This is a genomic window from Paeniglutamicibacter sp. NPDC012692 (assembly GCF_042901625.1).
Lineage (GTDB): Bacteria > Actinomycetota > Actinomycetes > Actinomycetales > Micrococcaceae > Paeniglutamicibacter.
This window is the reverse complement of record NZ_JBIBDE010000002.1, coordinates 190,968-217,393: the sequence shown is the minus strand read 5'-3', so window position 1 is coordinate 217,393 and position 26,426 is coordinate 190,968. Positions and strand designations below refer to the sequence as shown.

Below are 26,426 nucleotides of genomic sequence, written 5' to 3'. Positions count from 1 at the left end.
AAGTCGTAATCAACGACATTTCACCTATAGGCTTGAACTAATAAACCCGCTATATGCCCCATGCGGAATGCATTCCAATTGGGGCATATTTCATTTATGTAAGGACCCTCGGTATGACCCAAACCGTGCACGAGCCCTCGGACGAAACGCTGATCCAGCTACTGACCCCCGAAGGTGAGCGTCGCTCGCATGCCGAGTTCGACAGCTACATCCAAGACGTTGACGCCGCAATGCTTCGCGATTTCTACCGCGACATGGCGCTGACCCGCCGCTTCGACCAGGAAGCCACCGCGCTGCAGCGTCAAGGGCAGCTGGCCCTGTGGGTGCCGTTGCGCGGGCAGGAAGCCGCCCAGATCGGCTCCGGTCGGGCAACCCGACCGAACGACTACATCTTCCCCACCTACCGGGAACACGGTGTGGCGCTGACCCGCAACGTCGACTTCCCCCAGATGCTGCGCATTTTCCGCGGCATCTCCAACGGTGGGTGGGATCCGCGGGAAAACAACTTCCACATGTACACCATGGTGCTTGCGGCCCAGATGCCGCACGCCACCGGTTACGCGATGGGTGTGCAGCGCGACCAGGCCGGCTGGGACGCCGAGCGCCTGGAAAAGGAAGGCACCGCGGTCGTTGCCTACTTCGGCGACGGCTCGTCCACCGAGGGCGAAGTGCACGAATCCATGGTCTTCGCCGCGAGCTTCCAGGCTCCGGTGGTCTTCTTCTGCCAGAACAACCAGTGGGCGATCTCCGTGCCGTTCCACGTGCAGTCCAAGGTTCCCCTGGCCGAACGCGCCGCGGGCTACGGCTTCCCCGGCATCCGAGTGGACGGCAACGACGTGCTCGCCGTCCTGGCCGTCACCCGCTGGGCCCTGGAACGCGCACGCCGCGGCGAGGGTCCGGCCCTGATCGAGGCCGTCACCTACCGCATGAGCGCACACACCACGGCGGACGACCCCACCAAGTACCGCATGAGTGCCGACGAGGAAGCCTGGGTCGGCCGCGACCCGGTGGCCCGTCTTGAGAAGCACCTGCGCGACAACAACCTCGCCGACGAGGCGTTCTTCGAACAGGTCGTCGCCGACGGCCACGAAATGGCGAACCGCGTCCGCGAGGAAGCCATGGCGTTCCCCGAACCCGAACTGGCACAGTCCTTCGCCAACGTGTATGCCGAGGCGCACCCGCTGATCCAGGAGGAACTCAAGTGGCACCTGGAATACGAGGCAGGTTTCGCAGAGAACACCGAGGAAGGGGCCACCCGATGAGCACCACCATGACCCTGGCCAAGGCCATCACCGCCGGACTGGACAAGGTCCTGGGCGACAACCCGAAGTCCCTGCTGATCGGCGAGGACATCGGCCGCCTGGGCGGCGTGTACCGTGTCACCGACGGGCTGATCGACACTTACGGGCCGGATCGCGTCATCGACTCCCCGCTGGGCGAAGCCGGAATCATCGGCACCAGCATCGGCATGGCCATCCGCGGCTACTCGCCGATCGCCGAGATCCAGTTCGACGGCTTCGTGTTCCCCGCGTTCAACCAGATCACCACGCAGCTGGCCAAGATGCGCGCCCGCTCGGAGGGCCGCTTCGGCGCCCCGGTGGTCATCCGCATCCCGTACGGCGGCGGCATCGGTTCCATCGAGCACCACTCCGAATCCCCGGAAGCGCTCTTTGCCCACACCGCTGGCCTGCGCATCATGGCACCGTCCAACGCCCACGACGCCTACTGGATGATCCAGCAGGCCGCGGCATGCCAGGACCCGGTGATCTTCTTCGAACCCAAGCGCCGCTACTGGCTCAAGGGCGAGGTCGACACCGAGCACCCGGCCGCCGACGCCTTCAAGGCGCAGGTCATCCGCCCGGGCGAGGACGCCACCATCGTCACCTACGGCCCGTTGGTCCCCGTGGCGCTTGCCGCGGCGGAGGCCGCGCGCGAGGACGGGCGATCCGTCGAGGTCATCGACCTGCGCTCGGTGTCCCCGATCGATTTCGACACCATCACCGAATCGGTGGAGAAGACCGGCCGGCTCATCGTCACCCACGAGGCCCCGACCTTCGGCGGGCTCGGCGGCGAAATCGCCGCCCGCATCACCGAGCGCGCCTTCCTGTCGCTGGAGGCTCCGGTCATCCGCGTGGGCGGATTCCACATGCCGTACCCGGTGGCCAAGGTCGAGGAACAGTACCTGCCGGATATCGACAAGGTCCTTGAGGCGCTCGACCGCTCCTTCGCCTACTAACCCGGCCGCCCACCTCAACCGGTGCGTTAGCGCGCCACAGACCCATCAACGTTCCCGTAAGGAGTCAGACGATGAGTACCTTTAATCTTCCCGACGTCGGCGAAGGCCTCACCGAGGCGGAAATCGTCAGCTGGAAAGTCAAGCCAGGGGATACCGTGGCCATCAACCAGATCTTTGCCGAGATCGAAACCGCCAAGTCGCTCGTCGAACTGCCGAGCCCTTACGCCGGCGTGGTCAAGGCCCTGCACGCAGCCGAGGGCGAAACCCTCGTCGTCGGAGCCCCGCTGTTCACCGTCGACGAGGTCGGCAGCCAGCCCGTGCCGCTGACCAACGTGCCGGCCGTTGCCGACATCGCCGAGGCCGACACCCCGGTGGCCAGCGAGGAACCGGGCCCGCTGGTCGGTTCCGGCCCGAAGGCCGACGCCGTGAAGCGTCGCGCCCGCGTTTCACGCCCCGAACCCGCTGCCGCAAGCCGCCCGGCCCCGGCGGTCGCCCCCGCGCCGACCACCCCGGCCGCGCTGGCCGACACCATTTCCCGCCGTGCCGCCGAGATCGGCCATGCCTCAACGCGGCTGACCGCGGCCGCCAAACCGGCCGTCGCCGCACTCGTGAACCGCGTGCTGGCCAAGCCTCCGGTCCGCAAGGTCGCCAAGGAACTGGGAATCGACCTGACCGAGGTCATCGGCACCGGCGGCAAGGGCGAGATCACCCGCGAGGACGTGCTCTCCTACAAGGCGCAGCGCGAGGCCGAGCGCGACGCGGCCCCGACGTTCTGGTCCCCGAAGAACGTGGAGCTGGACCACCGCATCATCCGCACCCCGGTGCGCGGCGTCCGCAAGGCGACCGCCAAGGCCATGGTCGATTCGGCGTTCACCGCACCGCACGTGTCGATCTTCGTCGACGTGGATGCCAGCCGCACCATGGAATACGTGGCACGCCTGAAGAAGAGCCGCGACTTCGAGGGAATCAAGGTTTCCCCGCTGTTGGTTCTTGCCAAGGCCGTCATCTGGGCAGCCGCCCGCAACCCCTCCGTCAACGCCTCCTGGGTGGAGACGGAGAACGGCGCGGAGATCCAGGTCAAGCACTTCATGAACCTTGGCATTGCCGCGGCCACCCCGCGCGGACTGATGGTGCCGAACATCAAGGAAGCCCAGGACCTGTCCATGCGAGAGCTGGCCATCGCCCTGAACGACCTGGCCGAGACCGCTCGCGCCGGCAAGACCAGCCCCGCGGCAATGACCGGCGGCACGCTGACGGTCACCAACATCGGCGTGCTGGGCATCGACACCGGAACCCCGATCATCAACCCCGGCGAGGTGGCGATCGTCGCCTTCGGCACCATCCGCCAGAAGCCGTGGGTAGTCGACGGCCAGGTGGTTCCGCGTTGGATCACCACCCTGGGCGGCTCCTTCGACCACCGCGTGGTCGACGGCGACCTGTCGGCCCGCTTCATGGCCGACGTCGCCGCCATCATGCAGGAGCCTGCGCTGCTGCTCGACTGACCCGATTCGTGATCCAAGAGACCGAGTCCAACCACGCTGGAAACAGGGTGCATGGACTTGGTCTCTTGGTTTTAAGGAGCAGATCGGGCAGATTTGTGGCAATCAGGTTTTCACCAAGGCACCCATGCTCAAGGAGAACGCCCATGCACGCCACAAACCGCAGTCCGGTCCAATTTCCCATGCGCAGCAAACCATTTGTGTACTTGCTCGGCGCGGCCGCGGCGATGACCCTTGTGGCAGGTTGCGCCGCCACGCCGCTACCGGGGGCTGCCCCGGCTGCAACATCCGGCGCCCCGACTCCGTCGCCCACCCGGGCGCCACAGGTCGACACCTCGGACTGGAAGTCATTTGAAACCTTCGGCGTGGGTTTCAAGTACCCGGCCGAGTGGAAAGTCGTGGCCAAAAAGGACTGCGAGGGGTGCGAACCCGCGGGGGATCCCAAAAAGAACCCGTATGCCAAATGGAACATCGTCGACGCGGACGGCATCGAGATCGCCGAATTCAGCGCCGACTCGGCCGACGACAACTCCGGGGACGCCACCTACGTGCGGACGCGGCTTGAAACGATCAAGGTGGACTCCAACCTGGCGACCCCGACCGTGGTTCTCTTCGAACACTCGAAGGCCAACAAGCCCACCAAGGAGAACAACCTGACGGCCGCCCTGATGGTGGACGAAGCGACGCTGGCCGCTGAACGCGATGAGCTTCCGCAGATCGCCTATTTCCACCCGCGCAAGGATGTCTCCGCGATGCTGGAAACCACCAACGGCTTCGCCAAGAGCCTGGGGTTCAAGGTGCAGGACGTCAGCCTCGAGGACGCCAAGAAAATGATGGAGACGGACGGGTACCGGAACATGGTGGCGCTGATGCTCAGCGTCAAGGCGGTGGGGCAGAAATAGCGACCGCATCGCAAGGGCAGGCCCCGTCACGGATCCACTTCGGGGCGTCGCCACTTGGATACCATTGAATGGGTAACCAACGACTTGCAACGGGGAAGAACACCAATGCCACAGCTGTACATCAAGATCTGCGGGCTGAGCACTCCCGAGTCCGTCGCCGCTGCCGTGGAGGCCGGGGCCGACGCCGTGGGCTTCGTCTTCGCGCCGGGCAGCCCCCGCACCGTGGGAGCCGAGCTGGCACGCACACTCGGCGCGGCGGTGCCCGAGTCGATCGAAACCGTCGGCGTCTTCCGCAACCAACCGCTCGCCGAGGTCATGGATATCGCGGCGCGCGCGGCCGTGAGCACCGTGCAGCTGCACGGGGACGAGTCGCTCGACGACATCCGGGCGCTGCAGGCAGCGGGATTCAAGACGCTGCGGGCCTTTTCCGTCGACGCGTTCGAGGCACTGCCGGAGAACGAGCGTTTGCAGTGGGACGCGGAACGCATCCTGATCGACGCCGTGGAACCGGGAGCCGGCGTCACCTTTGACGCCACGAACGTGCTGGCGGAACCGCCCGCGGGCATGTGGCTTCTGGCCGGCGGACTCAACCCCGGCAACGTTGCCGGACTGGTCAAGACGCTCAAGCCCAGCGGCGTCGATGTTTCAAGCGGGGTCGAATCAAGCCGCGGGATCAAGGACAACGGGCTGATCACCGACTTCATCAGGGCGGCACGTTCGGCCGTGTGATCGGCTGGTTCCTTGCCCGGGAGCGGCTCAGCTGAAGATGAACGAGGTGGCGGCGGCGAACGACTTGACCTCGTAGCGGCCCACTGCCGGGACAACCGCCGGGGCGTGATCCTCAAGGAACCGACGCAGGTGCCACATGGCCCATCCCAGCCGGTCGGCCGGCAGGACCGTGGTGGGGACCGTGACCACAAAATGCGTGGCAACCGGGGCGCCTGTCGGGGTGCGGTCGGTGATGGTGGCAGTGACGCTGCCGATGGAGAGGGTTTCGGCGGCTACTTGGGTGCGCATTTCGGGGTCCTTTTAGGTCCTGCGGCTTATGGGGTTCGGATCGGCCTGAAAGGCCGGTTTGGAGGGTCCGGGTTTTGATTTAAGCATCCCGCCACGGTCCGACAATTTGCGCCCTGATCGGGCGGTCTGGCTAATATTTGTATGCCTTTGTTTATTGATGTTCGTAGCCGTCACGGTCTCGGATTGCGTTGCCAATGCAGTGGGCTGACGAGCCGGCATTCGGGCGTATTTTCGCCACGCGGCAATTTAGGTTCGCATCCGGCTCAATCGCCGGCGAAGATCCTCGGCGAGGCGCTGAGCAGCGCCCGGGTGTAGGGGTGCTGCGGGTTGTTGAAGACCGACTCGACGGGCCCGGATTCAACGACCGACCCACCCTGCATGACCAGCACGTCGTCGCTCATGTGCCTGATCACGGCCAAGTCGTGGGAAATGAACAGGTAGCTGAGGCCCAGCTTGCGCTGCAGGTCATCGAGCAGGTCGAGGACCTGCGCCTGGATCGAGACGTCAAGCGCGGAAACCGGCTCGTCGCAGATGAGCACGCGCGGGTTCGGCGCCAGTGCCCGGGCGATCGCCAGTCGTTGGCGTTGCCCGCCGGACAGCGTGGCGGGGTTCCTGGCAGCCAGCGAGGCCTCAAGCCCCACCAACCCGAGCAACTCGCCGATGCGCTCCCTGTCACGCCGCGGGTTGCGGGTGGCCCCGGCGCTGAGGGCGTCCGCCAGCAACTTCTCCACGCTCATGCGCGGGTCGAAGGAGGACAGCGGATCCTGGTAGATGGCGCCGAGCTTCGGACGCGTGGCCCGGCGCTCCGATTCGCGCAGGGAGCTCCACGGCTTGCCGAAGAGCTCGACCGACCCGGTGTCCGGGGCCAACAGCCCCAGCACCATGCGCGCGGTGGTGGTCTTGCCCGACCCGGATTCGCCGACCACTCCGAGGGTCTGCCCGGGCAAGAGTTCGAACCCGACATCCGACACCGCGGTGAAGTCCTTGCGTCCGGGGGTCCTGTACGTCTTGGACAGCGAGCGGGCGGTGATCACCGGGATGGCGTTTTCAACGCCGGTCGGCGCCGCGATCTCCGACGGGATTTCGACGCCCATCGGGGTTGCGGCGGCGGGGGAGAGCCGGGTGTGGCGCGGCTTGCCGGCCGGCACCGCGCGCAGCAGCCGCTTGGTGTATTCGTGCTGCGGGTCGCCGAGGACCAGCTCGGCGGGACCCGATTCCACGATGCGACCGGACTGCATGACGGCGATCGAATCGGCCACCCGGGACACCGCGGCGAGGTCGTGGCTGATCATCAGCATGGCCGAACCACGTTGGCGCAGCTCGCCCAGCAGGTCCAGCACCTGAGCGGCGATCGTTGCGTCCAGCGCCGTGGTCGGTTCGTCGGCAATGACCAGCGCAGGGTCCAGGACGATGGCGGAGGCTATCAGCGCGCGCTGGCGCATGCCCCCTGACAGTTCCCCGGAGAGCTGCCCGGCACGCGGCGCAGGGTCATCCAGCCCCACGGACTCCAGCAACTCCAGCACGCGCCCGGCGCGTTGGGCAGGGGATGCCGTGGTGTGCAGGCGCAGCGCGTCGTCGATTTCCCGCCCGATCCTGCGCAGCGGGTCCAGCGAGGTCAGGGCGTCCTGCAGGATGAATCCGACGTCCTTGCCGCGCAGCCTGCGCCACGTGCGTGGGCCGAGCGTCCGGACGTCGCGTCCGGCCAGCGACATGGTCTCGGCCCGCACCGTGGAACGGGGGCCGGCCAGCCCGATCAGCGAGCGCGCCGTGACGGATTTCCCGGAACCTGATTCCCCGACCAGCGCCAGGCAGGAGCCGGGCCGCAGGGAGAACGACACGTCGCGGACCACGTGGTTGGTGCCGAAGGAGACGTTGAGGTTGCGTACCTCGAGTGCGGGCGTGGGTCCGTTCATCGCTTCCCGCCGTCCTTGTTCAGCAGGCGCGAGAGCACCGTTGCCGCGGCGGCGACCAGCACGATGGCCAGGCCCGGGAAGAACGTCATCCACCATGCCAGGGACAGGTAGGTGCGCCCGGCGGAGAGCATCGCGCCCCACTCGGGGGCCGGCGGCGGGGCGCCGAGGCCCAGGAAGCTCAGCGAGGCGGCCCAGAGCACGGCCTGTCCCAGGCCCAGGGTGCCGAGCACCGCGATGGGTGCCAGCGCGTTGGGCAGCAGGTGCGTGGTCAGGATCCTGGCGCGGCTGCGTCCCAGCACCGTGGCGGCCTCCACCATGGGGGAGTTGCGCAGTGCTACCAGCTGGCCGCGGATCAGCCGGGCGTACCCGGGCGCGGTGGTCAGCCCGACGGCGACCACCGTGGTGCCCACGCCCGGTCCGGCCAGCGCGATGAACACAAGGGCCAGCAGCAGCCCGGGCAGCGCAAAGAGCACCTCGAGGATGCGCCCGACCCCGGCGTCCAGCCAACGGCCGCCGAAGCCGGCGATCGTTCCCAGGACCAGTGCCAGGCCCAGCCCGATGGCCGTGGCCGCGGCGCCGATCAGCAGGGAGGGCCGTGCGCCGTGGATGATGCGCGAATAGATGTCGCGCCCCGATTCGTCGGTGCCCAGCAGGTGGCCGGGGCCCGGGGCAGAGAACGCGTCGGCGGGGTTGATGGCCAGCGGGTCGAAGGGTGCCAGCCAGGAGGGAACGATGGCGGCAAGCACGAAGAATCCGAGCACCAGCACCGGGAAGGCCAGCTGGAGCCGGGTTCTCCACTCGGGCCTGCCACCGAGGACCCTCGGTTTGGCCCGGCGGACGGCGAGCACCGGGTCCCCGGGCGGCAGCTCGTGCGGCGGCTCGTGGTTCGTCGGGCTCATGCAGCACGCAGCCTGGGGTCGGCGAGGCGTTCGGCCAGGTCGGAGAACGCCATGATCGCCACGTAGGCGGCGGCCGAAAGCAGCGCGACGCCGGTGACCATGGGGATGTCGCGCGCGGTCACCGCGGAGAGCAGGCTGCGGCCCAGCCCGGGGCGGGCGAAGATCGATTCGACCACCACCGCGCCGGAGAGCAGCGAGCCGAACGCCCAGCCGGAGAGGGCGATGCCGGGCAGCGCCGCGTGGCGCAGGGCGTGGCGCAGCAGCACCCCGTTCTCGCTTTCGCCGCGGGCCCGTGCGGAGAGCGCAAAGGGGGAGGTGTGTGCCTCGAGCATCGAATCGCGCATGACCTGCCCCAGGAACCCGGCCAGCGGCAGCGCCAGGGTGGCCACGGGCAGCACCAGCCCGGCGGGGGTCTGCGTGCTCACCGGAGGCAGCCAGTCCAGCGTGGTGGAGAAGAGCAGGATCAGCACGCTGGCCAGCCAGAAGTGCGGGACGGCGGCGGAGACGATCTCCAGCCCGGAAGCCAGCGCGCGTCCCGCGGCGCCGCTGCGGATGGACGCGGTGGCCACTACCAGCGCCAGTACCCAGGCCACCAGCAGGGACAGCACCGCGAGGGTGAGCGTGGGCGGCACCAGTTCGCCGAGCACCTCGGCCACGGGGACCTTCAGCGAATAGGAGGTGCCGAGGTCGCCGGTGGCCAGCTTCCACAGCTGGCCGAGGTATTGGACCGGCAACGGCTGGTCCAGCCCGTATTCGGCGCGGGCCAGGGCCAGCGCCTCGGCCGAGGCCTGGGAGCCGGGTCCGCCCATGATCGCCTCGGCAGGGTCGCCCGGAATCATCCGGATCCCGAAGAAGATCGCCGTGGCAACCGCCCACAGCACAAAGATCCCGCCACCGATTTTGCCCAGCATCCAGTAGGCGACTTTCCCAAGTCGCATGCCGGATCGCGGAAGCGGTTTCATCGGTGGGCGGGATCTTCGTTCGCTGGTGGTGCGGCTACTTATTCAGGGTTGCCTGGGCCGGGGTGGTTACTTGCCCAGCCAGGTGTCGAAGAACGTCGGCGAGGCAACCGCGGTGGTGGTCCCCACGCCCTGGGTCTTGGCCGAGTACAGGAAGTGGTTCTGCTGATCGTACAACGGCAGCAGGTAGTAACCCTCGAGCACCAGCTTCTGCGCCTTGGCGTACAGGTCCTTGCGCTCGGCCTCGTCCTTGGTGGAACCGGCGGTTTCCAGCAGCTTGTCCAGCTCCGGGTTCTTCACCTGGGACAGGTTGGCGAAGTAGCCCGACGGGGCCGGGATCGTTGAATCCGAGTGGAAGAGGATGCTCAGCACGCTCGGGCCGACCTTGGTGTACGGGGCCGAAACCAGGTTGTAGTTGTGCTGGAACAACTCGCCGTACCAGCTGGAGAGATCCAGCAGGTTGATCTTGATCTCGATGCCCGATTCCTTGGCGGTCGCCTGCAGCTGCTCGAAGAGCGACTGCTCGGCGGGGATCGACTGGCTGGTGCTCACCGGGAAGACCAGGGACAGGCGCTTGCCGTCCTTGGTGCGGTAGCCCTCGGCGTCGCGTTCGGTGTAGCCGGCGGCGTCAAGCAGCTCGCCCGCCTTGGCCGGGTCGTAGGCAAAGAGCGATTCCTCGCTGAAGCCCAGCGGCTCGACGCTGGAGAGCGGGGAGTAGGAGCGCTTGGCGGTGCCGAAGAAGAGCGAGTCGATGCCCGCGTTCACGTTCACCGCGTGGATGAAGGCCTCGCGCACGCGCACGTCGTCGAACGGCGCCTTGGAGGAGTTCAGCTCGATGCGGTTGGAGGCGCCGGGACGCGGGGCGTCGAGGTGCTTGATTGAATCGTTCTTCGCGGCGGCGGCAATGGTGTCCGGCTGCGCGTTGTCGATGATGTTGACCTCGCCGGCCTGCAGGGCGGCGTAGCGGGTGGCGGCCTCGGGGATGAAGCGCCAGGTGATGCCGTCCAGGTATGCGGCGCCCGCGTGGGACGGGGCGTCGGTCGGCTGGACGTAGTCGGCGTTGCGGACCAGGTTCACCGAGTCCTGCTTCTTCCAGGATTCGACCTTGAACGGGCCTGTTCCCACCGGTGCCGCGCAGTTCTCCTCCTGGGAGCGCTTAAGCGCGGCGGGGGACTCGATGGCAACCCACGGCATGGAGAAGGACTCGAGCAGCGAGTTGTCAGGCGTCGAGAGCTTGAGTTCCAGGGTCGAGACGTCGACCGCCTTCATGGCCTTGATCTTGCCCAGGGCCAGGAAGCCCGTGGAGGAAGCGGTCTTCGGGTCGCGCAGGTGCTCGAAGTTGGCCTTCACAGCGGCGGCGTCAAGCGCGGTGCCGTCGGTGAACTGGATGCCTTCGCGGATCTTCACGGTGCGCGTGAGGCCGTCGTCGGAAACGGTGGAACCGGTGGCCAGCCACGGGATCAGCTCGCCCTTGGCATCCTTGGTGTAGAGCGTCTCAAGGTACTGGGAGGAGACGAGGGCCTGCGGGTAGTTGCCACCGACGTGCGGGTCGAGGCAGCTGGGCTCGGCGTCGCCGGAGGCGTAGACGAGGGTGCCGCCGGATACCGGGGTTCCGGCGGCGTTGCCGGCTCCCGGGGTCGGGGCGGGGGCGGAGGTGCAGCCTGCCAGGAGAAGGGCGGCGGCCAGCATGGCGCTCGTAGTGAGAACGCGGGGTGCCAGGGTGCGGGCGTGAATCATGGAACAACTTCCTGCATGAAGATGATGTCGTGGGGGTTGGGCACAGCACATCAACGTGCGCGCACCGCATCCACCATAGATCAGCCGACGGCGGGAGGGGTCGGGACTGTGCGCGAGGTCATAGCCTCAGGTGCGCGGTTGGTTGGCGGTTGAACGCGGCAGGGCGTGTGCCGCAACCCGGTGCGGGGTTGTGGCACACGCCCTGCCGCCAGATGATGGTTAGGCGCTGGCCACGGTGAAGCGGCGGTGCAGGTGCTTCGGGTCCTCGATCTCATCGAGAGCGGCAACGGCAAAGTCGCCGGTGCTCACGTGGTCGCCGGCCGGCGAATCGTTGCCCAAGACAATCGACCCGGTGGCCGGGCCCGGTGCGATTGCCGGCGCCGGTGCCAGCATGGTCCAGTCCAGGCCGGAGGCCGAGGTGTAGAAGTCCAGGATGGTGCCCATGGTGCGGGCCTCGGGCATGTACGCCTCGGGGAAGCCCGGGGTGTCGACCAGACGGACGCCGTTGACCTCGGTGGCGCCGGCTCCGCCGACGACAAAGAGGCGTGCCGGGACGAGGGTTTCGGAGATTTCCTCGTGGGCGTCGATGAAGGCCTGGTGGTCTTCGCCGGTGCGCGACGGCGGAACGGCGAGCACGACGACGTCGTTTTCGGCGGCGAGCTTGCGGTATGCGGAGATGTCCGTCAGGTCGGCGGTGGCGCTGGTGGGTCCCTCGACGGTCTTGCCCGAGCGCGAAACGGCCGTGACCTGGTGTCCGCGGTTCAAGGCTTCGGCAACGATCTGGCTGCCAACCATGCCGGTTGCTCCGTAAACGGCAATTTTCATGATGCGTTCCCTTCGGGTTGCTGGTGCGGGTTCTGGGCGTCCCGCACCGGGTAAGTATTTCAATAGTATCTACTTGATACCAAGTACCTCAACGTAATAGGGTTACCGCATGGATACTGAGGCCAAGGATTTTGACGTCATGACCCTCGGCTGCCCGTCGCGGGTCATCATGCAGCGGCTCGGCGACAAGTGGACGCCACTGGTGTTCCTGGCCCTCAAGGACGGACCGCGCCGCTTCTCCCAACTACGCAACGACATCGGCGGCGTCACCCCCAAGGTTCTCACCCAGACGCTGCGCACCCTAGAACGTGACGGTTTGTTGAACCGCACGATCTACCCCGAGGTTCCGCCCCGCGTCGAGTACGAACTCACGGAGCTGGGCCACACGGTGCTCGGGCCGTTGGAGGTCATCAGGGTCTGGTCGGAGGACCACGCCTCCCTGATCCTGCAGGCACGCGACGACTACGACGAGCGCAACGACGCCTAGGCCGTCGCGGGGACGCACGGCGTTCCCGGAAAGTGGCTGCGAGCCTTGTTACATACCCATTCCGGGGTCCATGTTTGAGGGCATTCCGGGGTCCATGCCCGGGTCCATGTACAGCCCCGGCAGCAGCTCGGGGAAGAACGGAACAAGGACGGCGAAGGCGATCAGGCAGACGCCGACGACGCGGCTGAAAGCGATCCCGTGCCGCCAGGTCTTCTCCAGAAGGACCACCGCCGCAATGACGGCCATCCACGCCAGGTTCATGGTGCCGACGACGATCAGCACGAGCATCAGGCCCCAGCAGCACCCGGTGCAGTACGCCCCGTGGTAGATGCCGGTCCGCACGTCCCGCAGCGGGCCCTTGTATCCCGACACGTGCAAAAGCAACGTCACGGGAGACCTGCAATGCCGGAGGCAGAAGTTCTTCAGCGGCGTGAGCTGGTAGGCCCCGGCGGCTGCCAGTAGGCCGGCACCCACCCACGGCGCGGCCGCCGGTGCCCGCGCGGCCAGGACCCCGCCGAGTGCCGCGGCACCGTAGGCCAGGATTCCGAACAGCGCCCAGACCGCCAGGTAGCCGACGACGAGGGCCACGGTGCGGGCCGTCCTGACCCATCCGTTGGGTGCCGACCGGAGGGACCTGAGATACGCGCCCAGAAGTGGTGCCAGCGCCGGCAGCATCATCGCCGACATCATCAGTTCCCAGCCGACAAGGTACCCGATCAGACCCAGTCCCATCGTGCCCGAGCCCGAAGGCATGCCGGCGGCGGTCGTGATCGTGAAATACCAAGCAACCAGGGCGCAGGCCAGCAACGCGAGCAGCCCAGGAAGCGGCATGACCGCCAGGGCTGCTCGCCCGGCCGTGTCAGGCTGCCCAGGCGAAGGGTGCCGAGAAGGAGTTCTTGCCGGCATTGTCCCATTCCATTCCGAAGACATCGACGGTGCCGGTGCTGCTGGTGCCTGCGGCCAAGGTGTCCGCGGGGAAGCCGACGCCGCTGACCCGGACCCCCGATCCGGTGGGATCGAGCGGGGAAACGAAGTCTTCGACCTCGACGTGGACGGCGTCGCCGACCTGGACCCGGTGGCGGCGTCCGTCGTCGGAATAGTTGATCTCGAGGGACTGCATGCCGGCCATCTCGCCGATCAGCGGGACCAGGCCCGCCATCGGCCCGCCTGCCTGGCCGCCGAACACGGAGCCGAGGGCCTCTGCCTGTTCGGGAGATGCTGCCGCGTCCATCAGGACGCCGATCTTCCAGCCCCCCTCGCTCATCATCTGCGGGGCGTCGCCGACCAGGCAAACCGTAAGCCCGCCGACTTCAATGCCGTTGATCTCCCCGGTGTCGACATGGAACGCCAGCGCCACCTGGCAACGTTCGTAGTCGGCCGGTGCGGTAAACCCCGAGGTTGCGCAGGGACAGATGGAATCGCAATTGCAGTTTTCGAAGTATGTGCCTTCAATATGCCAGCCCATGGTGGGCTCCTTCCGGATTTTCCCCCCAAGCTCGCATTAAGTTTGCGCCTGCCCGGAAGGTCGGTCAATACACGGATACCGACTGGATCCGATCCGTTTTGCAGGGTCTTGGACGCGTAGGGAACCGCCGCCGGTCCGGGGCTGTTCGCGTCGATTTCACCCGCCCGAGGGCCACTCGAACGGAGCCCACACGATCGCCGCAAAGCTCTCACACGGTACTGCCAGCTGCCGCCCTTTCCCTGCCCCGGTGCCACGCCTAGACTCAAAAATGATGCCCCAGGGTCGGAACAAGGAAAGAGTTCGATATGCGACTCGTCGTCGACCTCACCAAATGCCAAGGCTATGCACAATGCGCCTTCCTCGCGCCGGACGTCTTTTCCATCCAGGGCGACGAGGCGCTGGTCTACGACCCGAACCCGTCCGGGGAGCAGCGCCGGCGCGTGCTGCGGGCCGCGGCCGCGTGCCCGGTCCAGGCCATCAAGCTGGACCGGTTGGAGGGGGCCGCAGGTGCGTCCCAGACCGGCGAACCGCCGGAGGAGGCCGCGTCGGGCGACGGCAGCCAGGACACCTTCATGAAGACCGGGCGGATCGTGATTGTCGGCGCCTCGTTGGCAGGACTGCGTGCGGCCGAGAAGCTGCGTGAGGAGGGGTTCGCCGGGTCGTTGACCCTGGTTGGCGACGAGCCGCACGAGCCCTACGACAGGCCGCCGCTGTCCAAGCAGGTCCCCGCCGGCATGGTTTCCCCCGAACATACCGACCTGCCCCGGCAACGCGAGATCGACGCGGACTGGAAACTGGGGGTCGCCGCCACCGGGCTGGACCTGCACGGTAAGCAAGTGCGCCTGGCCGACGGCAGCGCGCTTGACTTCGACAGGCTGCTGATCGCCACGGGAGTGCGGGCCCGGCCCTGGCCGGACCCCGGGGAAGCTGCGTTGAAGGGCGTGCTGACCCTGCGCACCCGCGAGGATGGCGCCCGGCTGCAGGAGTTGCTCGCCGCCCGTCCCCGGCGGGTGCTGGTCATCGGCGCCGGGTTCATCGGCTCGGAGATCGCCTCGGTCTGCATCGAGCTGGGCCTGGACGTGACGGTCGCCGAGGCCGGGCCCGCCCCGCTCGGGGCCGCACTGGGCGGGGTGATCGGGGCGATCGCCGGGGAGATCCAGAAGGAGAACGGCGTCGACCTGCGTTGCGGGGTCCGGGTCACGGCCCTGGAGGGGGACGAGACCGCGCAATTGCGCAGGGTCCGCCTGTCCGACGGCACGACCCTCGAGGTGGACGTCGCGGTCGCAGCCCTCGGCGTGATCCGCAACGTCGACTGGCTGGAGGGCTCCGGGCTGGCCTGCGGCCCCTGGGGCGTTGCCTGCGACGCCGGCTGCCGCGTCATCGACGCGAACGGTCTTGTCACCGACGACATCTTCGTCGCCGGCGACGTGGCGCGGGCCCCGCAGCCGATGTTCGGCTACCAGTTCCTGGCTATCGAACACTGGGGCAACGTGGTCTCCCAGGCCGAGGTGGCGGCGCACAACATGGTCAGCGGCCAGGCAAGCCGTTGGCCGCACCTGGCCGTCCCGAAGTTCTGGTCGGTCCAGTTCGGCCACGAAATCAAGAGCGTGGGCGTGCCGTCGGTCGCCGACGCTGTCGTCATTGCCCAGGGTTCCGTGGCGCAGCGCCGGTTCCTGGCCGTCTACGGCTACAAGGGCCGGATCGTCGCGGCCGTCGCCTTCAACCAGAACAAGTGGGTGGAGTTCTACGAACCGCTGATCGAGCGGGCAGCGCCCTTCCCGCCGCCACTCGCCCTCGTCGACGAGCCCACGCATGCGGAGCCGGTTCCCGCCGGGTTCCACGCCATGGCCAGCCCCACCCAGGACGCGACGGTCGTGGTGACGGGGCACGACCCGGGGGAGCGCCGCGCCACGCTGAATCGCACGCCACTGCGCTAACTTCCCGCCACCGGCCGTTGAAGGGCCGGCACCCGCCAATCCTCCGCACGAAACAAGGAGCCAGCATCATGACCGAGCCAAGCATCTGGGACCGGGTCCTGGACTACTCCAACAGGCCGGACCCGTATCCGCTGTACCGGGAGATGCGCAGGACGCCGGTGAGCCAGCTGCCCGACGGCGCCTACCTGGTGAGCACCTACGCGGAAATCGTCTCGCTATTGCACGACCCGCGGGTCAGCTCTGACCTGTCCAAGAACCCCCACGCGCTGGCGATGGCGGCCGAAGCGGCAGGGGTGCGCGGCGCCGAGGAACGCATCGAAGCCGCGGCCGCAGCCCAAGCAGAGGGGGATGGGGAAGGAGAGGGTCGGCAGGGGATGTCCAAGACCTTCCTGCTGATGGATCCGCCCGAGCACGACCGCATGCGGCGGTTGGCCATGCGGCATTTCGGGCCGCCGAATTCGCCACGGAGGATCGCGGACCTGGAACCCAAGATGCTGCAGCTGGTCACCGAGTTGATCGACGCCATGGAGGGGAAGACCCGGATCGACTTCGTCGAGGACCTGGCCTACCCGTTCCCGGTGTCGGTGATCTGCGAGCTGCTGGGGGTCCCCGACGAGGACAAGGCCCGCTTCCGCGTCTGGGTGGACATGGCCCTGCAATCCACGGACCCCGGCCTGGACCCCGAAACGCAGAAGGCGCGCGGCGAGGAGGCGGGCAAGGAACTGAACGCCTTCATGAGCGAGCTCGTCGCGGCGCACCAGGAAAACCCCGGCACCGACATGCTCTCCGCCATGGCTGCCGACGACGGGCCGGAGGGCAGGATGACCACCGAGGAGCTGGTCAGCGTCGGGCTGCTGCTGCTCATCGCGGGCCACGAGACCACGGTCAACCTGATCTCCAACGGCGCGCTGACCCTGCTGCGCCACCCCGAGGTGCTCCAGCGGCTGCGGGACGACCCGGACCTTGCCATCCCGATGGTCGAGGAACTGCTGCGCTACGAACCCCCGGTGCACTTCGTGCCCTTCCGCACGGCGCTCGCCGACATCGAGGTCGCCGGGACCACCATCCCGGAGGGCTCCGCGATCACGCTGGTCCTGGGGGCCGGCAACCGCGACCCCGGCCACGTCGCCGACCCGGACAGCTTTGTGCCGGAGCGGGAAAACAACGAGCACCTCGGCTTCGGCGGCGGCATCCACATGTGCTTCGGTGCGCCCCTGGCCCGACTGGAGGCCCAGGTAGCGCTCTCCGAAATGGCCCGGCGGTTGCGGAACCCGCGGCTTGTCACCGACCCGCCGCCGTATCGGGTCAGCCCGATCCTGCGCGGCCCGCTGCACCTGGAGATGGATATCGACGGCATCGAAGATTAGCGGTTGGCGCTGTGGCGGGTGGGTTCGAAAAGTTTTGGGCCGCCGCCCAATCCGCCAGGCCTAGAGCTCCGAATGCACAGTGTCAGCAACGCAGCAGGCGTTGGAGAACAATGTGATTCAAGGAGTTCATCATGGTTTCAACACACGCCACCACCCACCGAGCCCTGGTGCAATACGCGGCACTGGCCGTGGGTGCGGTCTTCCTGCTGGTCGGAATTCTGGGGTTCATCCCGGGGGTCACCAGCAACACCGAGCACCTCGGAATGGCCGGCCACCACTCCGGCTCCATGCTGCTGGGGATTTTCCAGGTCTCGGTGCTGCACAACATCGTGCACCTGCTCTTCGGCATTGCCGGCCTGACCCTCTGGCGCAACGCCGTGGCGGCCAAGCGCTTCCTGGTCATCGGCGGCGTGATCTACCTGGCGCTCGGGTTCTATGGCGTCTTCATCGACCAGGCCAGCGCCGCCAACTTCGTCCCCGTGAACTCGGCGGACAACGTGCTGCACTTCGCCCTCGGAGTCGGCATGGGAGCGCTCGGGCTCATCCTGGGCAGGAGCGCGACCCCCGTCCACCGCATGGCCTAGGAGATCGCTCCACCCTGAACCCGGGGCCCGGAATCCACCGTCTGTTCACCTCCATCAAACAGGCCGGCGGGTTTCGGGCCCTGTGTCGTGAACATGAAGCGGAAGGCAGCTCCGGAATCGGCAGGCATCAAGCCGCACGGGTATCCTCGGCCTCGAAGGAATCCGTCCGAAGGGCGTGCTTCTGATGACCACCGAGAGTAATCCAAAGGGGTAACCAAGACATGTTGGCCATCGCAGCCGCCCTGCCGATCGTGGTGGCCATGGCGCTTTTCCTTGCCCGGGCCAAGGCCATCAACATGGCGCTCTGGTCCCTGGCCACCGGGCTGGCCGTGGCACTGGTGTTCTTTCCCGTCGGCCCCGAAAAGTGGCTGGACGCGGGGGTGCTCTTCGGCCCGACCATCGTCGAGGTGTTGCTGATCCTCTTCGGCGGCGTCCTGCTCTCCCGCATCACCACGGAGACCGGAGCCATGGGCAACATCTCCGGCTGGCTGGGGCGCAGCGCCTCGCACCCGCAGGCCGGTACGGTGCTGGTGGTGTTCGGGCTGGTGCCCTTCGCCGAATCCGTGACCGGGTTCGGGATCGGCGTGACGGTGGGTGTCCCGTTGCTGCTGCGGCTGGGCCACGACGTGCGGCGCGCAGCGGTGCTCAGCCTGCTGGGCCTGGTGGCGGTTCCGTGGGGAGCGCTGGGGCCCGGCACGTTGGTGGCCGCGGACCTGGCCGGTCTTTCGCTTTTCGACGTGGGCGTACGCTCGGCGCTACTGAACCTGCCCGTCATGCTGGGCTCGGCATTCACCTGCTGGCTGGTGCTGCGCCGCGGGGCCGAACGCCCCGGCCGCCTGCTGGCCCATCTGGTTGCCGCCGCACTGCTGCTCAACGGCGGAATCCTTGCCGCGAACCTGCTGATGGGCACGCCGCCGGCCGGGATCGTGGGCTCGCTGGTGGTCATCCTGGCTCACCTGGTGGCGTTCAGGGTCGCCGGGAGCCTGGTTCCGGCCGGGCCGCAGGTGCTGCGCTCGCTGCTGCCCTACGCCGTGCTCGCCGCCGGTCTTTTGCTGGCCCGACTTGCCACCTCCGGGATGGAGGCGTCGCTGCTTAAGCGGGCGCTGGCCAGCGGAGGCGTCTGGCTGCTGATTGCCTGCCTGGTCGCGCACCGCTTCGCCCCGGCATCGGGAACCGATTCGCGGCAGCTGGGCAGGCGCCTGCGGGCGGCCTACCGTTCGTGGATCCCGGTCGGGGTGACCACCGGGGCCTTCACGGTGCTCGGTGCGATCCTGGCGCTTTCGGGCATGGGGCAGGAACTGGGGTCGGCCCTTGCCTCGATGGGGCCGGCCTACCTGGTGCTGGGGCCGGTGGCAGGCGGGTTCGCGGGTTTCATCTCCGGATCCAACACGGGGGCGAACTCGATGCTTTCCGCCACCCAGGCGCAGGCGGCGCTGGCCATGGGTTCGTCCGTGCTGCAGCTGGTGGCGGTCACCAACGTGACCGCCTCCATGGCCACCATGCTGGCACCCTCGCGGATCCTGCTGGCCTACGAAATGGCCGCGCTGGATCCAAGCCGCGAGTCGGATCCCGACGCCGAGCACCCCGGCGAGCAGGAGGTCACGGCGTGGGTCGCCCCGAGGATCGCCGCGCTGCTGGCGTGCGTGTGCCTGCTACTGGGCGTTGCCACCTGGGTGATCCACTAGCCCGCTGCCGGCAGGCCGGCCGTGTGCCGGAGCGACTATTCGTCCTCGGAAGAATGCAGCCGGCGCCGGGCACTGAGCAATTCCACCTCCGGCCGCGCCGCGACCAGCCGCTCGATGCCGTCGAGCACCTCGATCACGTGCGCGGCGTCGGCAGCGACAAGCCCCGCCGCCACCCCGGCGCGCCGGTGCAGCTCCAACTCCCCGGTCTCCGCGACCGAAACATCGAACCGGCGCCTGATCTCGGCCATGATCGGGCGCACGACGGAGCGCTTGGCCTTAAGCGAGTGCACCTCGCCCAGCAACAGGTCGAACTCGATCCATCCAAACCACATGGATACATCATGCGCCACGGGCCGTGGGCCGTTCTAGGCGCGTGCGTTGGCCTCGATCGCAGCGGCGAGCACCGGCGCCAGGCGCCTGACGCCCTCGCGGATCTTCGCCTCAGGCACGGCGCTGAACGCCAGCCGGAGCCTGTGGCTCGGCGAGTCGTGCGGGCTGAACGCAGCGCCCGGGATGAACACCACGCCGGCCTCGATGCCCTTGGCCAGCAGCGAGTAGGTGTCGATGCCCTCCGGCAGCGTCACCCAGATGAAGAAGCCGCCCTCCGGGCGGGTGTACTGGACGCCCTCGGGCATGTGCTCGTCGAGCGCCTCAAGCATCGCTTCGCAGCGTGCCGAGTAGAGCGAGCGGTATTCGTTGATCTGTCCGCGCCAGTCGTGGCCCTTGAGGTACTCGCTGATCAGCATCTGGTTCAGCGTTGCCGGGCAGAGCGAGACGGCCTCGGCGGCAAGGTAGAAGCGGCGGAACAGGTGCTCCGGAACCAGCGCCCAGCCGATCCGCAGTCCGGGGGCCAGGATCTTGGAGAACGAGCCCATGTAGATCACGTGGTCTGGGTTGCCTGCGCGCAGCGGCTTGATGGGCTCGCCGGAGTAACGCAGCATGCCGTACGGGTTGTCCTCCAGCACCAGGATGTTTTCCGCGGCGCAGATGTCCACGATTTCCTGGCGGCGTTCGGCGGCCAGCGTGATGCCGGAGGGGTTGTTGAAATTCGGGATCGTGTAGAGGAACTTGATGTTCGCGCCGGCCTGGCGGAGTTCCGCGATGCGCTCGCGCAGTGCCGCGGGGATCAGTCCGTGCTCGTCGGTGGCGATCGGCTCGACCTTGGCCTGGTAGGCCTCGAACGTGTTCAGCGCGCCCACGTAGGTGGGATCCTCGCAGAGCACGGTGTCGCCCGGGTTGCAGAACACCTTGCAGGCCACGTCCTGGGCGGACTGGGATCCGGTGGTGATCACGATGTTGTCGGGGTTCACATCGGTGATGCCTTCCTCCGCCATCACCTCGCAGATCTGCGCGCGCAGCTCCTCGGTGCCCTGGCCGCTGCCGTACTGCAGGGCGCTCATGCCCTCCTCGACGATCAGCCGGTTGGCCATCTCGCCGAGCTTGGCCAGCGGCAGCGATTGCAGGTACGGGTTTCCACCGGCCAGCGAAACAAGCGTCGGGTCGAGCGAGAGTTCAAAGACGTCTCGCACTGCCGACTGCTTGATGTGGGACGCGCGTTCGGAGAACAAAGTCTCGTGGCGTGAAAGGGATGCGGCGCGCGCCAGCGCAAGCTCGGATTCGCCGCTCATGTCTGCTTCAGTTTGTGACCTCACACACGCACCTTATCAACATTTGTTGCCTATAAGTCAACAGTTTTCTATTTTTGGCTCAGCAAATCTTCGATGGCCGATCCATTGACCAGGATCCGCGCGCTGCCGACGCCCGCGGCAACCTTGGCCGTGTACTTCAGCTGCTCGATGATGCGCGGGTCATCGCAGGTGCCGCCCGACATGACGGTTCCGGTGAGGTTGACCGTGACCTGGTCGCCTTTCACGGTGGAGGACTTGAATTTCAGGTTGGATGCGGCAACCGCGTTCTTCAGTCCCGACTCCCCGTGGGTCGAGGAGTCGTCCTTCAGCAGGGCATTGATTGCCGCCTCGACCTGGTTGGTGAATTCCACGGGGCCGGTTTCCGTGGCCACCAGGGTGTCCCCGCAGCCGATCTTCGGTCCCGAGACCCCCTCCTGGTTGTCAACGGCCACGTAGAACACCGTGAGTTTCGCCGTCTTGGTGCTGGGCGATGCCGGCGCGCTGGAGGGGATCGACGATGCCGATGGGCCGGAAGGGCTTGCGCTCACGGTAGGTGTCGGCGTCGCGGAGGCTGTGTCGCTTGGTGACTGGCTGGCCGAGGCGCTCCCTGGCGCGGGGGGCTCCGCGGGCGAGCAACCGCTCAGGGCCAGCCCGAGCAGGCCGGTGAGCAAAACCGTCACATAAGGGGCGGGCTTCTGGCTGAACGACATGGTGACCTCCTGGATCGGGGATTCGCAGACACCTATGCCCACCGTAGTGAAGCGTAGATGGCGAAGTGAAGCGCAAAAAGGTTGCGCTTTGGCCTATTCCGCGTTTCCGTCCTGCGGATGTTCTCGGGTTTCCAGCCATGCCTCGATCGCCGCGGGGCGGATGCGGCGATGGGTGCCGCGGTACTCAACCGGAATGACGCCGGAGTCGGTGAGCTTGCGCAGGTAGCTCGGCGAGATGCCGGCCATCTGGGCCGCCTGGGATGTATTGAGCAGCGACTCGACGGTGCTGATGCTCACCTCGTCCCCGCGCGACATCCTGTGAAGGACCTCGATGAGTGCCGCGTGGGCCGTGTCGGGCAGTTGCAGGGCGGTGCCGTTGACGAAGATCGTGGTGTCGGCGGATTCGTCGAGGGCCGCTGCCAGCTTGGTGGCGAGCTTCGGCTCCAAGGCGGGGAACGAAGCGGCCTTGGCTAGTGACGTGGTCGGAGAAGGCATGCCTCCATCGTATCCGTCGACCGGAGCAACGCCCCTGAACACCACGCGCCTCATAATTAGGCAACCCTGCTGCTGTTAGTATCAATAACGCAAGGTTATCCTTCCTAAATTAATGGTCCCCCATGGCATCTGCATCCCCGACCGTCTCGGTCGAGCGTCAAGCACCAACCGACGCGTCGCTGACGTGCTTCGATAGCTCCTGCCCGCGGTTCTATCGTGTGCACACCGGCCTCTTTGCCACGCCTTCCGGCCAGGCCTGGGAGTCGCATTGGCACCAGAACTTTCACGAGGTGCTGTGGGGGAGTCGGGGCGTGCTGACCGTGGAGACCGGCCGCGGCGTTTTCATGGTCCCGCCGGGGCTCGGCCTGCTCGTGCCGGCCGGCGAGGATCACGCGGTCCTGGCCGGGCCCCGCGCGGAATTCCGGTGTACCTATTTCCATACCCAGCTGGGCGCTGCGCCGGGGTCCGGGCCGACCGCGATTGCCATGCCGACCGTCCTGCAGGAACTTCTTCTTCATTTCGAGCGCCGTGACGACGATCTTGCGTTGCGGCGCGACGCCGAAAGCGTCGCGTTCCGCATGCTGCGCCCGACCGATCTGCGCGTCGTGGACATCGTGCTGCCGGAGGACGACCGGTTGCGCACCGTTGCCCGCGGCATCCTCGATGACCCCGCGGAGGACTGCACGCTCGAACTGTGGGGGTTTCGGGTGGGAGCCAGCCCCCGCAATCTCTCCCGCCTTTTCATCCGGGAAACGGGCATGACGTTTGCCCAGTGGCGCCTGCAGGCCAGGCTGCGCATCGCGTTGAACCTGTTGCTCGATGGCCTTCCCGTTGGGCAGGTCGCCCGACGGGTCGGATACCTGTCGGTGAGTGCTTTTGTGGCGGCGTTCCGCAAAGAGGTTGGCCAGACGCCGGGTGCCGTCCAAGGGGAACTTCTCGAGGCCTAGGCCTGTCGATTGTCCATCCGAGTATGTCGCCTGCAAGCCATTGCCTGTCCGATTCGCGGCATGGGGGCGATTTAGTGTGGAGGTACAAGATAGGTAACCCTAACTTCCTGGTGGGTATTTTGAGACGCCGGGGTTGCCGAAAGCTTTCCCTCCACAATCACTCGCAGAATCGGATTCCCCATGAAAACCCTGTCGACCAAGTACCTCGGCGTTGTTGCGGCCCTCGGGGCCTCACTCCTGCTCACCTCCTGCGGCGCAGGTGCCGCTGCCCAGGGCCAAACTCCGGCCCCGGCGGAAGCCCAGACGATCTCGATCAGCAACGAATACGGCACGGCCGAGGTTCCCTCGGAACCGCAGCGCGCCCTGGGTTTCTACACCACCGACACCGACATCCTGATCACCCTGGGCATCAAGCTGGCGGACCAGCAACCCATCCGGGGTGACAACGGGTTCACCGCATTCCCCGACTTCTTCCCGCAGGAAGCCCTTGCGAACGTGAAGCCTTTCGCGAACTACCCGGAGTTCAACTACGAGAAGGTCCTTGAAGCCAACCCCGACTTCATCCTCAACGGACTCTCCTACGACACCGAGATCCCCAAGAAACTGAACCCGATCGCGCCAACCTACAACTACAACGGGTTCGACGGCGCCGACTGGCGCACCCACTTCAAGAAGACGGCCGAAGCGCTCAACCGAACCGAGCAGTACCAGGCCTGGATGGACAAGTACCAGGACCGCATTGACGAGGTCAAGGCCAAGATCAAGGCCGCAGGCATCGACCCGGTCGTGGCCAACATGTCCTTCTACGACGGCAAGGTCGGCCTCGACTGCTATGGCATCGCCTGCCTCGTCTTCGACGACCTCGGGCTGAAGATCACCCCGTTGGCGCGCGACAACGATGGGGCAGGCACGCAGCTGAGCCTCGAGCAGCTGGACAAGCTCAAGGGCATCGACGAGGTCTTCACCTCGGTCGGCGTCGGCGAGGACAGGACGCTGCTCCAGACTTCCGACAAGCTGAACGCCAGCAGTGTCTGGAAGGACCTTGGCTTCGTCAAGGACGACCAGATCACCGGCTTCAACATGGAAATGGTCTACGGCTCGCCCAGCGGCCAGATGGCACTGATCGACGTCGTGGAAAAGGCGCTGCTGCCATGAGCGAGGCTACGCTGAACGAGTCCGCGCGGGATAAAACCAAGCTGGAGAACCGCATTTACCGTGCCGTGGTGATGCGCACCGAGCGCCTCACCGAGGGCATGATGCGCATCGTGCTGGGTGGTCCGGACCTGGCAACCTTCATCTCCACCGGGATCGGCGACGAATACATCCGGCTCTTCCTGCCCGAACGCGGCGAGACGATCCCCGTGTACCCGCATCCCGAGGGCGACTACTGGGAGTACGCGCCAGACCAGGTCGCCGGCCCGATGCGCACCTACACCATCCGCTCCGTCGACCCGCGGGCCGGGGAAATCAGCGTCGACTTCGTGGTGCACCCCGGCGGGATCGCCGCGGACTGGGCACTTTCGGTCCGGGCTGGCTCCGAGGTCGGATTCAACACCCCCACCGGACTCTACGAGCTGCCCGCGGACGCCACCTGGCAGGTGCTGCTGGCCGACGCGACCGGCCTGCCCGCCGCGGCACGTCTGCTGGAGAACGCACCGGCCGGCATCCACACCACCGCCGTCCTGGAGGTTTCGGGTCCGGCCCACGAACAGGCACTGGAGCTCGGGGACGAATCGCACGTGCGTTGGATTCACGGCGGAAACGGGAATTCACCGAGCCGCCTCGCCGAGGTGCTGCGCGGGCTGGACCTGCCGGAGGGCCCGGGCTATGTCTGGGTTGCCGGCGAGGCGCGGGTGACCCGCGAGGCCCGCAAGCACCTGCGCAAGGAGCTCAAACTCCCCGTCACCCACTTCAAGGTCGTCGGCTACTGGACCGACAAGGCCGAGGAATGGAACGAACGCTACGAAGCCCTCGGCGAGGACTTCAAGAAGTGGCTCGAAGAACTGTGGTCCACGGACAAGGACCCGGAAATCATTCAGGATGAAGTAGCCGATGCCTTCGACGCCAACGGTCTCTGAGACCGCTTCACGGACGGCGCAGGAGCAGGCCGCCGCCCCGGGGTTGATGCGCGTGAATTCGCGCCGCATCGCCGGGGCGGTGGCAGCCCTGGTGCTGTTGCTGGTGGTCATGGCCGCCAGCCTGCTGCTCGGATCGCGAGAGGTCAACCCGATGATCATCGTCGAGTCGCTGACGGGCCAGGGCTCCACCCCGGACCACGCGGCGATCATCGACTTCCGGGCCCCGCGCACCCTGGTCGGGCTGCTGGTGGGCATCGCACTGGGCATCTCCGGTGCGCTGATCCAGGCGCTGACCCGCAACCCACTGGCGGATCCCGGCATCCTGGGCGTCAACTCGGGCGCCGCCTTCGCCGTGGTCATGGGCGTTGCGTTCTTCGGTGCCAGGGAGATGGGCGAATTCGTCTTCTACTCCTTCGCCGGTGCGCTGATGGCCGTCTCCGTCGTCTACTTCCTGGGATCCCGCGGCCGCTCCGGCGGGACGCCGATCAAGCTCACCCTGGCGGGCATCGCCTTCGGCGCGGTGCTCTCCGGCATCACCCAGGGATTCATCCTGCTCGATGAATCCACGTTCAACGCCATGCGCTTCTGGGGAGCCGGCTCGCTGGCAGCAACACCCTCCGGCGCGCTGGGCTGGCTGTCCGCATGCGTGGCGGCGGGCGTGCTGATCGCCCTGTTGGTTTCCCGGTCGCTGAATGCCACGGCGCTGGGCGACGACCAGGCCGCTGCGATGGGCGCGAGCCTGGGACGCACCCGCGTGCTGGTGGTCATCGCCGTCACGCTCCTGTGCGGCGCGGCGACCGCGGCGGCCGGCCCCATCGGCTTCATCGGGCTGATGGTCCCGCACATCGCGCGCTGGATCACGGGCCCGGACCAACGATGGATCCTGCTCTACACGGTCCTGCTGGCCCCCAGCCTGCTGGTCGGCTCTGACATCGTGGGCAGGCTCATCATCAGCCCCGACGAGTTGCAGGTCGGCATCGTCACCGCATTCATCGGTGCCCCGGTGCTCATCTGGCTGGTGCGCCGGAAGTCGGCGAGCACCCTGTGAAAAGAGAG

Annotated in this window: 26 protein-coding genes; 14 read left to right on the top strand and 12 right to left on the bottom strand. The window is 67.1% G+C overall.

Annotated elements, in window-relative coordinates:
- The first annotated feature begins 113 nt into the window (after positions 1-113).
- The 5 genes from pdhA to ACFY5D_RS09130 all read left to right on the top strand — a co-directional run bounded on the left by pdhA (position 114) and on the right by ACFY5D_RS09130 (position 5,366).
- Positions 114-1,262: a pyruvate dehydrogenase (acetyl-transferring) E1 component subunit alpha gene (gene pdhA / locus ACFY5D_RS09150; RefSeq protein WP_387528162.1), complete on the top strand. Its 1,149-nt coding sequence runs from the start codon at positions 114-116 to the stop codon at positions 1,260-1,262.
- Positions 1,259-2,236 (top strand): alpha-ketoacid dehydrogenase subunit beta, encoded by a 978-nt coding sequence (locus ACFY5D_RS09145; RefSeq protein WP_387528159.1) that lies wholly within the window; start codon positions 1,259-1,261, stop codon positions 2,234-2,236. Before pdhA ends, ACFY5D_RS09145 begins: the two co-directional genes overlap by 4 nt.
- 71 nt (positions 2,237-2,307) lie before the next feature.
- The gene (locus ACFY5D_RS09140) at positions 2,308-3,738 is read left to right on the top strand and encodes a dihydrolipoamide acetyltransferase family protein (RefSeq protein WP_387528156.1); all 1,431 of its coding nucleotides are present in this window, start codon (positions 2,308-2,310) and stop codon (positions 3,736-3,738) included.
- A 143-nt stretch (positions 3,739-3,881) separates the two neighbouring features.
- A complete protein-coding gene (locus ACFY5D_RS09135) occupies positions 3,882-4,637 on the top strand; it encodes a hypothetical protein (protein WP_387528154.1) in 756 nt (251 codons plus the stop codon).
- A 105-nt stretch (positions 4,638-4,742) separates the two neighbouring features.
- On the top strand, positions 4,743-5,366 hold the full coding sequence (locus ACFY5D_RS09130; RefSeq protein ID WP_387528151.1) for a phosphoribosylanthranilate isomerase: 624 nt from the start codon (positions 4,743-4,745) through the stop codon (positions 5,364-5,366).
- A gap of 27 nt (positions 5,367-5,393) precedes the next feature.
- Here the strand turns inward: ACFY5D_RS09130 and ACFY5D_RS09125 are convergent, their stop codons facing one another.
- The 6 genes from ACFY5D_RS09125 to ACFY5D_RS09100 all read right to left on the bottom strand — a co-directional run bounded on the left by ACFY5D_RS09125 (position 5,394) and on the right by ACFY5D_RS09100 (position 11,987).
- Positions 5,394-5,654: a hypothetical protein gene (locus ACFY5D_RS09125; RefSeq protein WP_387528148.1), complete on the bottom strand. Its 261-nt coding sequence runs from the start codon at positions 5,652-5,654 to the stop codon at positions 5,394-5,396.
- 263 nt (positions 5,655-5,917) lie between these two features.
- The gene (locus ACFY5D_RS09120; RefSeq protein ID WP_387528146.1) at positions 5,918-7,567 is read right to left on the bottom strand and encodes a dipeptide ABC transporter ATP-binding protein; all 1,650 of its coding nucleotides are present in this window, start codon (positions 7,565-7,567) and stop codon (positions 5,918-5,920) included.
- Complete coding sequence (locus ACFY5D_RS09115; protein ID WP_387528144.1) at positions 7,564-8,466, bottom strand: ABC transporter permease; 903 nt, start codon at positions 8,464-8,466, stop codon at positions 7,564-7,566. Before ACFY5D_RS09115 ends, ACFY5D_RS09120 begins: the two co-directional genes overlap by 4 nt.
- On the bottom strand, positions 8,463-9,404 hold the full coding sequence (locus tag ACFY5D_RS09110) for an ABC transporter permease (protein ID WP_387528141.1): 942 nt from the start codon (positions 9,402-9,404) through the stop codon (positions 8,463-8,465). Before ACFY5D_RS09110 ends, ACFY5D_RS09115 begins: the two co-directional genes overlap by 4 nt.
- 90 nt (positions 9,405-9,494) lie before the next feature.
- Entirely contained in the window at positions 9,495-11,162 is a 1,668-nt protein-coding gene (locus tag ACFY5D_RS09105) for an ABC transporter substrate-binding protein (RefSeq protein ID WP_387528138.1), read from the bottom strand.
- A gap of 219 nt (positions 11,163-11,381) precedes the next feature.
- Positions 11,382-11,987 carry an NAD(P)-dependent oxidoreductase gene (locus ACFY5D_RS09100; protein WP_387528135.1) on the bottom strand — a complete coding sequence of 202 codons (606 nt, stop codon included), beginning with the start codon at positions 11,985-11,987 and terminating at the stop codon, positions 11,382-11,384.
- A 109-nt stretch (positions 11,988-12,096) separates the two neighbouring features.
- On the opposite strand from ACFY5D_RS09100, the gene ACFY5D_RS09095 reads away from it, so the two are divergent.
- A complete protein-coding gene (locus ACFY5D_RS09095) occupies positions 12,097-12,474 on the top strand; it encodes a winged helix-turn-helix transcriptional regulator (protein WP_387528132.1) in 378 nt (125 codons plus the stop codon).
- A gap of 48 nt (positions 12,475-12,522) precedes the next feature.
- On the opposite strand, the gene ACFY5D_RS09090 is transcribed toward ACFY5D_RS09095, so the two are convergent.
- Positions 12,523-13,305 carry a DUF2182 domain-containing protein gene (locus tag ACFY5D_RS09090; RefSeq protein ID WP_387528130.1) on the bottom strand — a complete coding sequence of 261 codons (783 nt, stop codon included), beginning with the start codon at positions 13,303-13,305 and terminating at the stop codon, positions 12,523-12,525.
- 28 nt (positions 13,306-13,333) lie between these two features.
- Positions 13,334-13,939 (bottom strand): DUF1326 domain-containing protein, encoded by a 606-nt coding sequence (locus ACFY5D_RS09085; RefSeq protein WP_387528127.1) that lies wholly within the window; start codon positions 13,937-13,939, stop codon positions 13,334-13,336.
- A 305-nt stretch (positions 13,940-14,244) separates the two neighbouring features.
- Here ACFY5D_RS09085 and ACFY5D_RS09080 point away from each other — a divergent pair, with 305 nt between their 5' ends.
- The 4 genes from ACFY5D_RS09080 (at position 14,245) to ACFY5D_RS09065 (ending at position 19,512) form a co-directional block, all read left to right on the top strand.
- Complete coding sequence (locus ACFY5D_RS09080; protein WP_387528124.1) at positions 14,245-15,876, top strand: FAD-dependent oxidoreductase; 1,632 nt, start codon at positions 14,245-14,247, stop codon at positions 15,874-15,876.
- A gap of 68 nt (positions 15,877-15,944) precedes the next feature.
- The gene (locus ACFY5D_RS09075; RefSeq protein ID WP_387528121.1) at positions 15,945-17,243 is read left to right on the top strand and encodes a cytochrome P450; all 1,299 of its coding nucleotides are present in this window, start codon (positions 15,945-15,947) and stop codon (positions 17,241-17,243) included.
- A 131-nt stretch (positions 17,244-17,374) separates the two neighbouring features.
- Positions 17,375-17,827, top strand: coding sequence for a DUF4383 domain-containing protein (locus ACFY5D_RS09070; RefSeq protein ID WP_387528118.1), 453 nt, complete (start codon positions 17,375-17,377; stop codon positions 17,825-17,827).
- A 221-nt stretch (positions 17,828-18,048) separates the two neighbouring features.
- Entirely contained in the window at positions 18,049-19,512 is a 1,464-nt protein-coding gene (locus tag ACFY5D_RS09065; RefSeq protein WP_387528115.1) for an L-lactate permease, read from the top strand.
- A gap of 35 nt (positions 19,513-19,547) precedes the next feature.
- On the opposite strand, the gene ACFY5D_RS09060 is transcribed toward ACFY5D_RS09065, so the two are convergent.
- The 4 genes from ACFY5D_RS09060 to ACFY5D_RS09045 all read right to left on the bottom strand — a co-directional run bounded on the left by ACFY5D_RS09060 (position 19,548) and on the right by ACFY5D_RS09045 (position 22,345).
- Complete coding sequence (locus tag ACFY5D_RS09060) at positions 19,548-19,844, bottom strand: DUF503 domain-containing protein (RefSeq protein ID WP_387528112.1); 297 nt, start codon at positions 19,842-19,844, stop codon at positions 19,548-19,550.
- Positions 19,845-19,877: 33 nt separating this feature from the next.
- Positions 19,878-21,140, bottom strand: coding sequence for a PLP-dependent aminotransferase family protein (locus tag ACFY5D_RS09055; RefSeq protein ID WP_387528109.1), 1,263 nt, complete (start codon positions 21,138-21,140; stop codon positions 19,878-19,880).
- A gap of 68 nt (positions 21,141-21,208) precedes the next feature.
- Positions 21,209-21,850, bottom strand: a complete 642-nt coding sequence (locus ACFY5D_RS09050) for a GerMN domain-containing protein (protein ID WP_387528106.1) — start codon at positions 21,848-21,850, stop codon at positions 21,209-21,211.
- A 93-nt stretch (positions 21,851-21,943) separates the two neighbouring features.
- A complete protein-coding gene (locus tag ACFY5D_RS09045) occupies positions 21,944-22,345 on the bottom strand; it encodes a helix-turn-helix domain-containing protein (RefSeq protein WP_387528103.1) in 402 nt (133 codons plus the stop codon).
- Positions 22,346-22,467: 122 nt separating this feature from the next.
- Here ACFY5D_RS09045 and ACFY5D_RS09040 point away from each other — a divergent pair, with 122 nt between their 5' ends.
- From ACFY5D_RS09040 to ACFY5D_RS09025, 4 genes are all read left to right on the top strand, one after another.
- Positions 22,468-23,292, top strand: a complete 825-nt coding sequence (locus ACFY5D_RS09040) for an AraC family transcriptional regulator (protein ID WP_387528100.1) — start codon at positions 22,468-22,470, stop codon at positions 23,290-23,292.
- Positions 23,293-23,472: 180 nt separating this feature from the next.
- Positions 23,473-24,447: an ABC transporter substrate-binding protein gene (locus ACFY5D_RS09035; protein ID WP_387528097.1), complete on the top strand. Its 975-nt coding sequence runs from the start codon at positions 23,473-23,475 to the stop codon at positions 24,445-24,447.
- Complete coding sequence (locus ACFY5D_RS09030; protein WP_387528094.1) at positions 24,444-25,370, top strand: siderophore-interacting protein; 927 nt, start codon at positions 24,444-24,446, stop codon at positions 25,368-25,370. The genes ACFY5D_RS09035 and ACFY5D_RS09030 overlap by 4 nt, the downstream gene beginning before the upstream one ends.
- A complete protein-coding gene (locus ACFY5D_RS09025; protein ID WP_387528091.1) occupies positions 25,345-26,418 on the top strand; it encodes an iron chelate uptake ABC transporter family permease subunit in 1,074 nt (357 codons plus the stop codon). Before ACFY5D_RS09030 ends, ACFY5D_RS09025 begins: the two co-directional genes overlap by 26 nt.
- Positions 26,419-26,426: the final 8 nt, after the last annotated feature.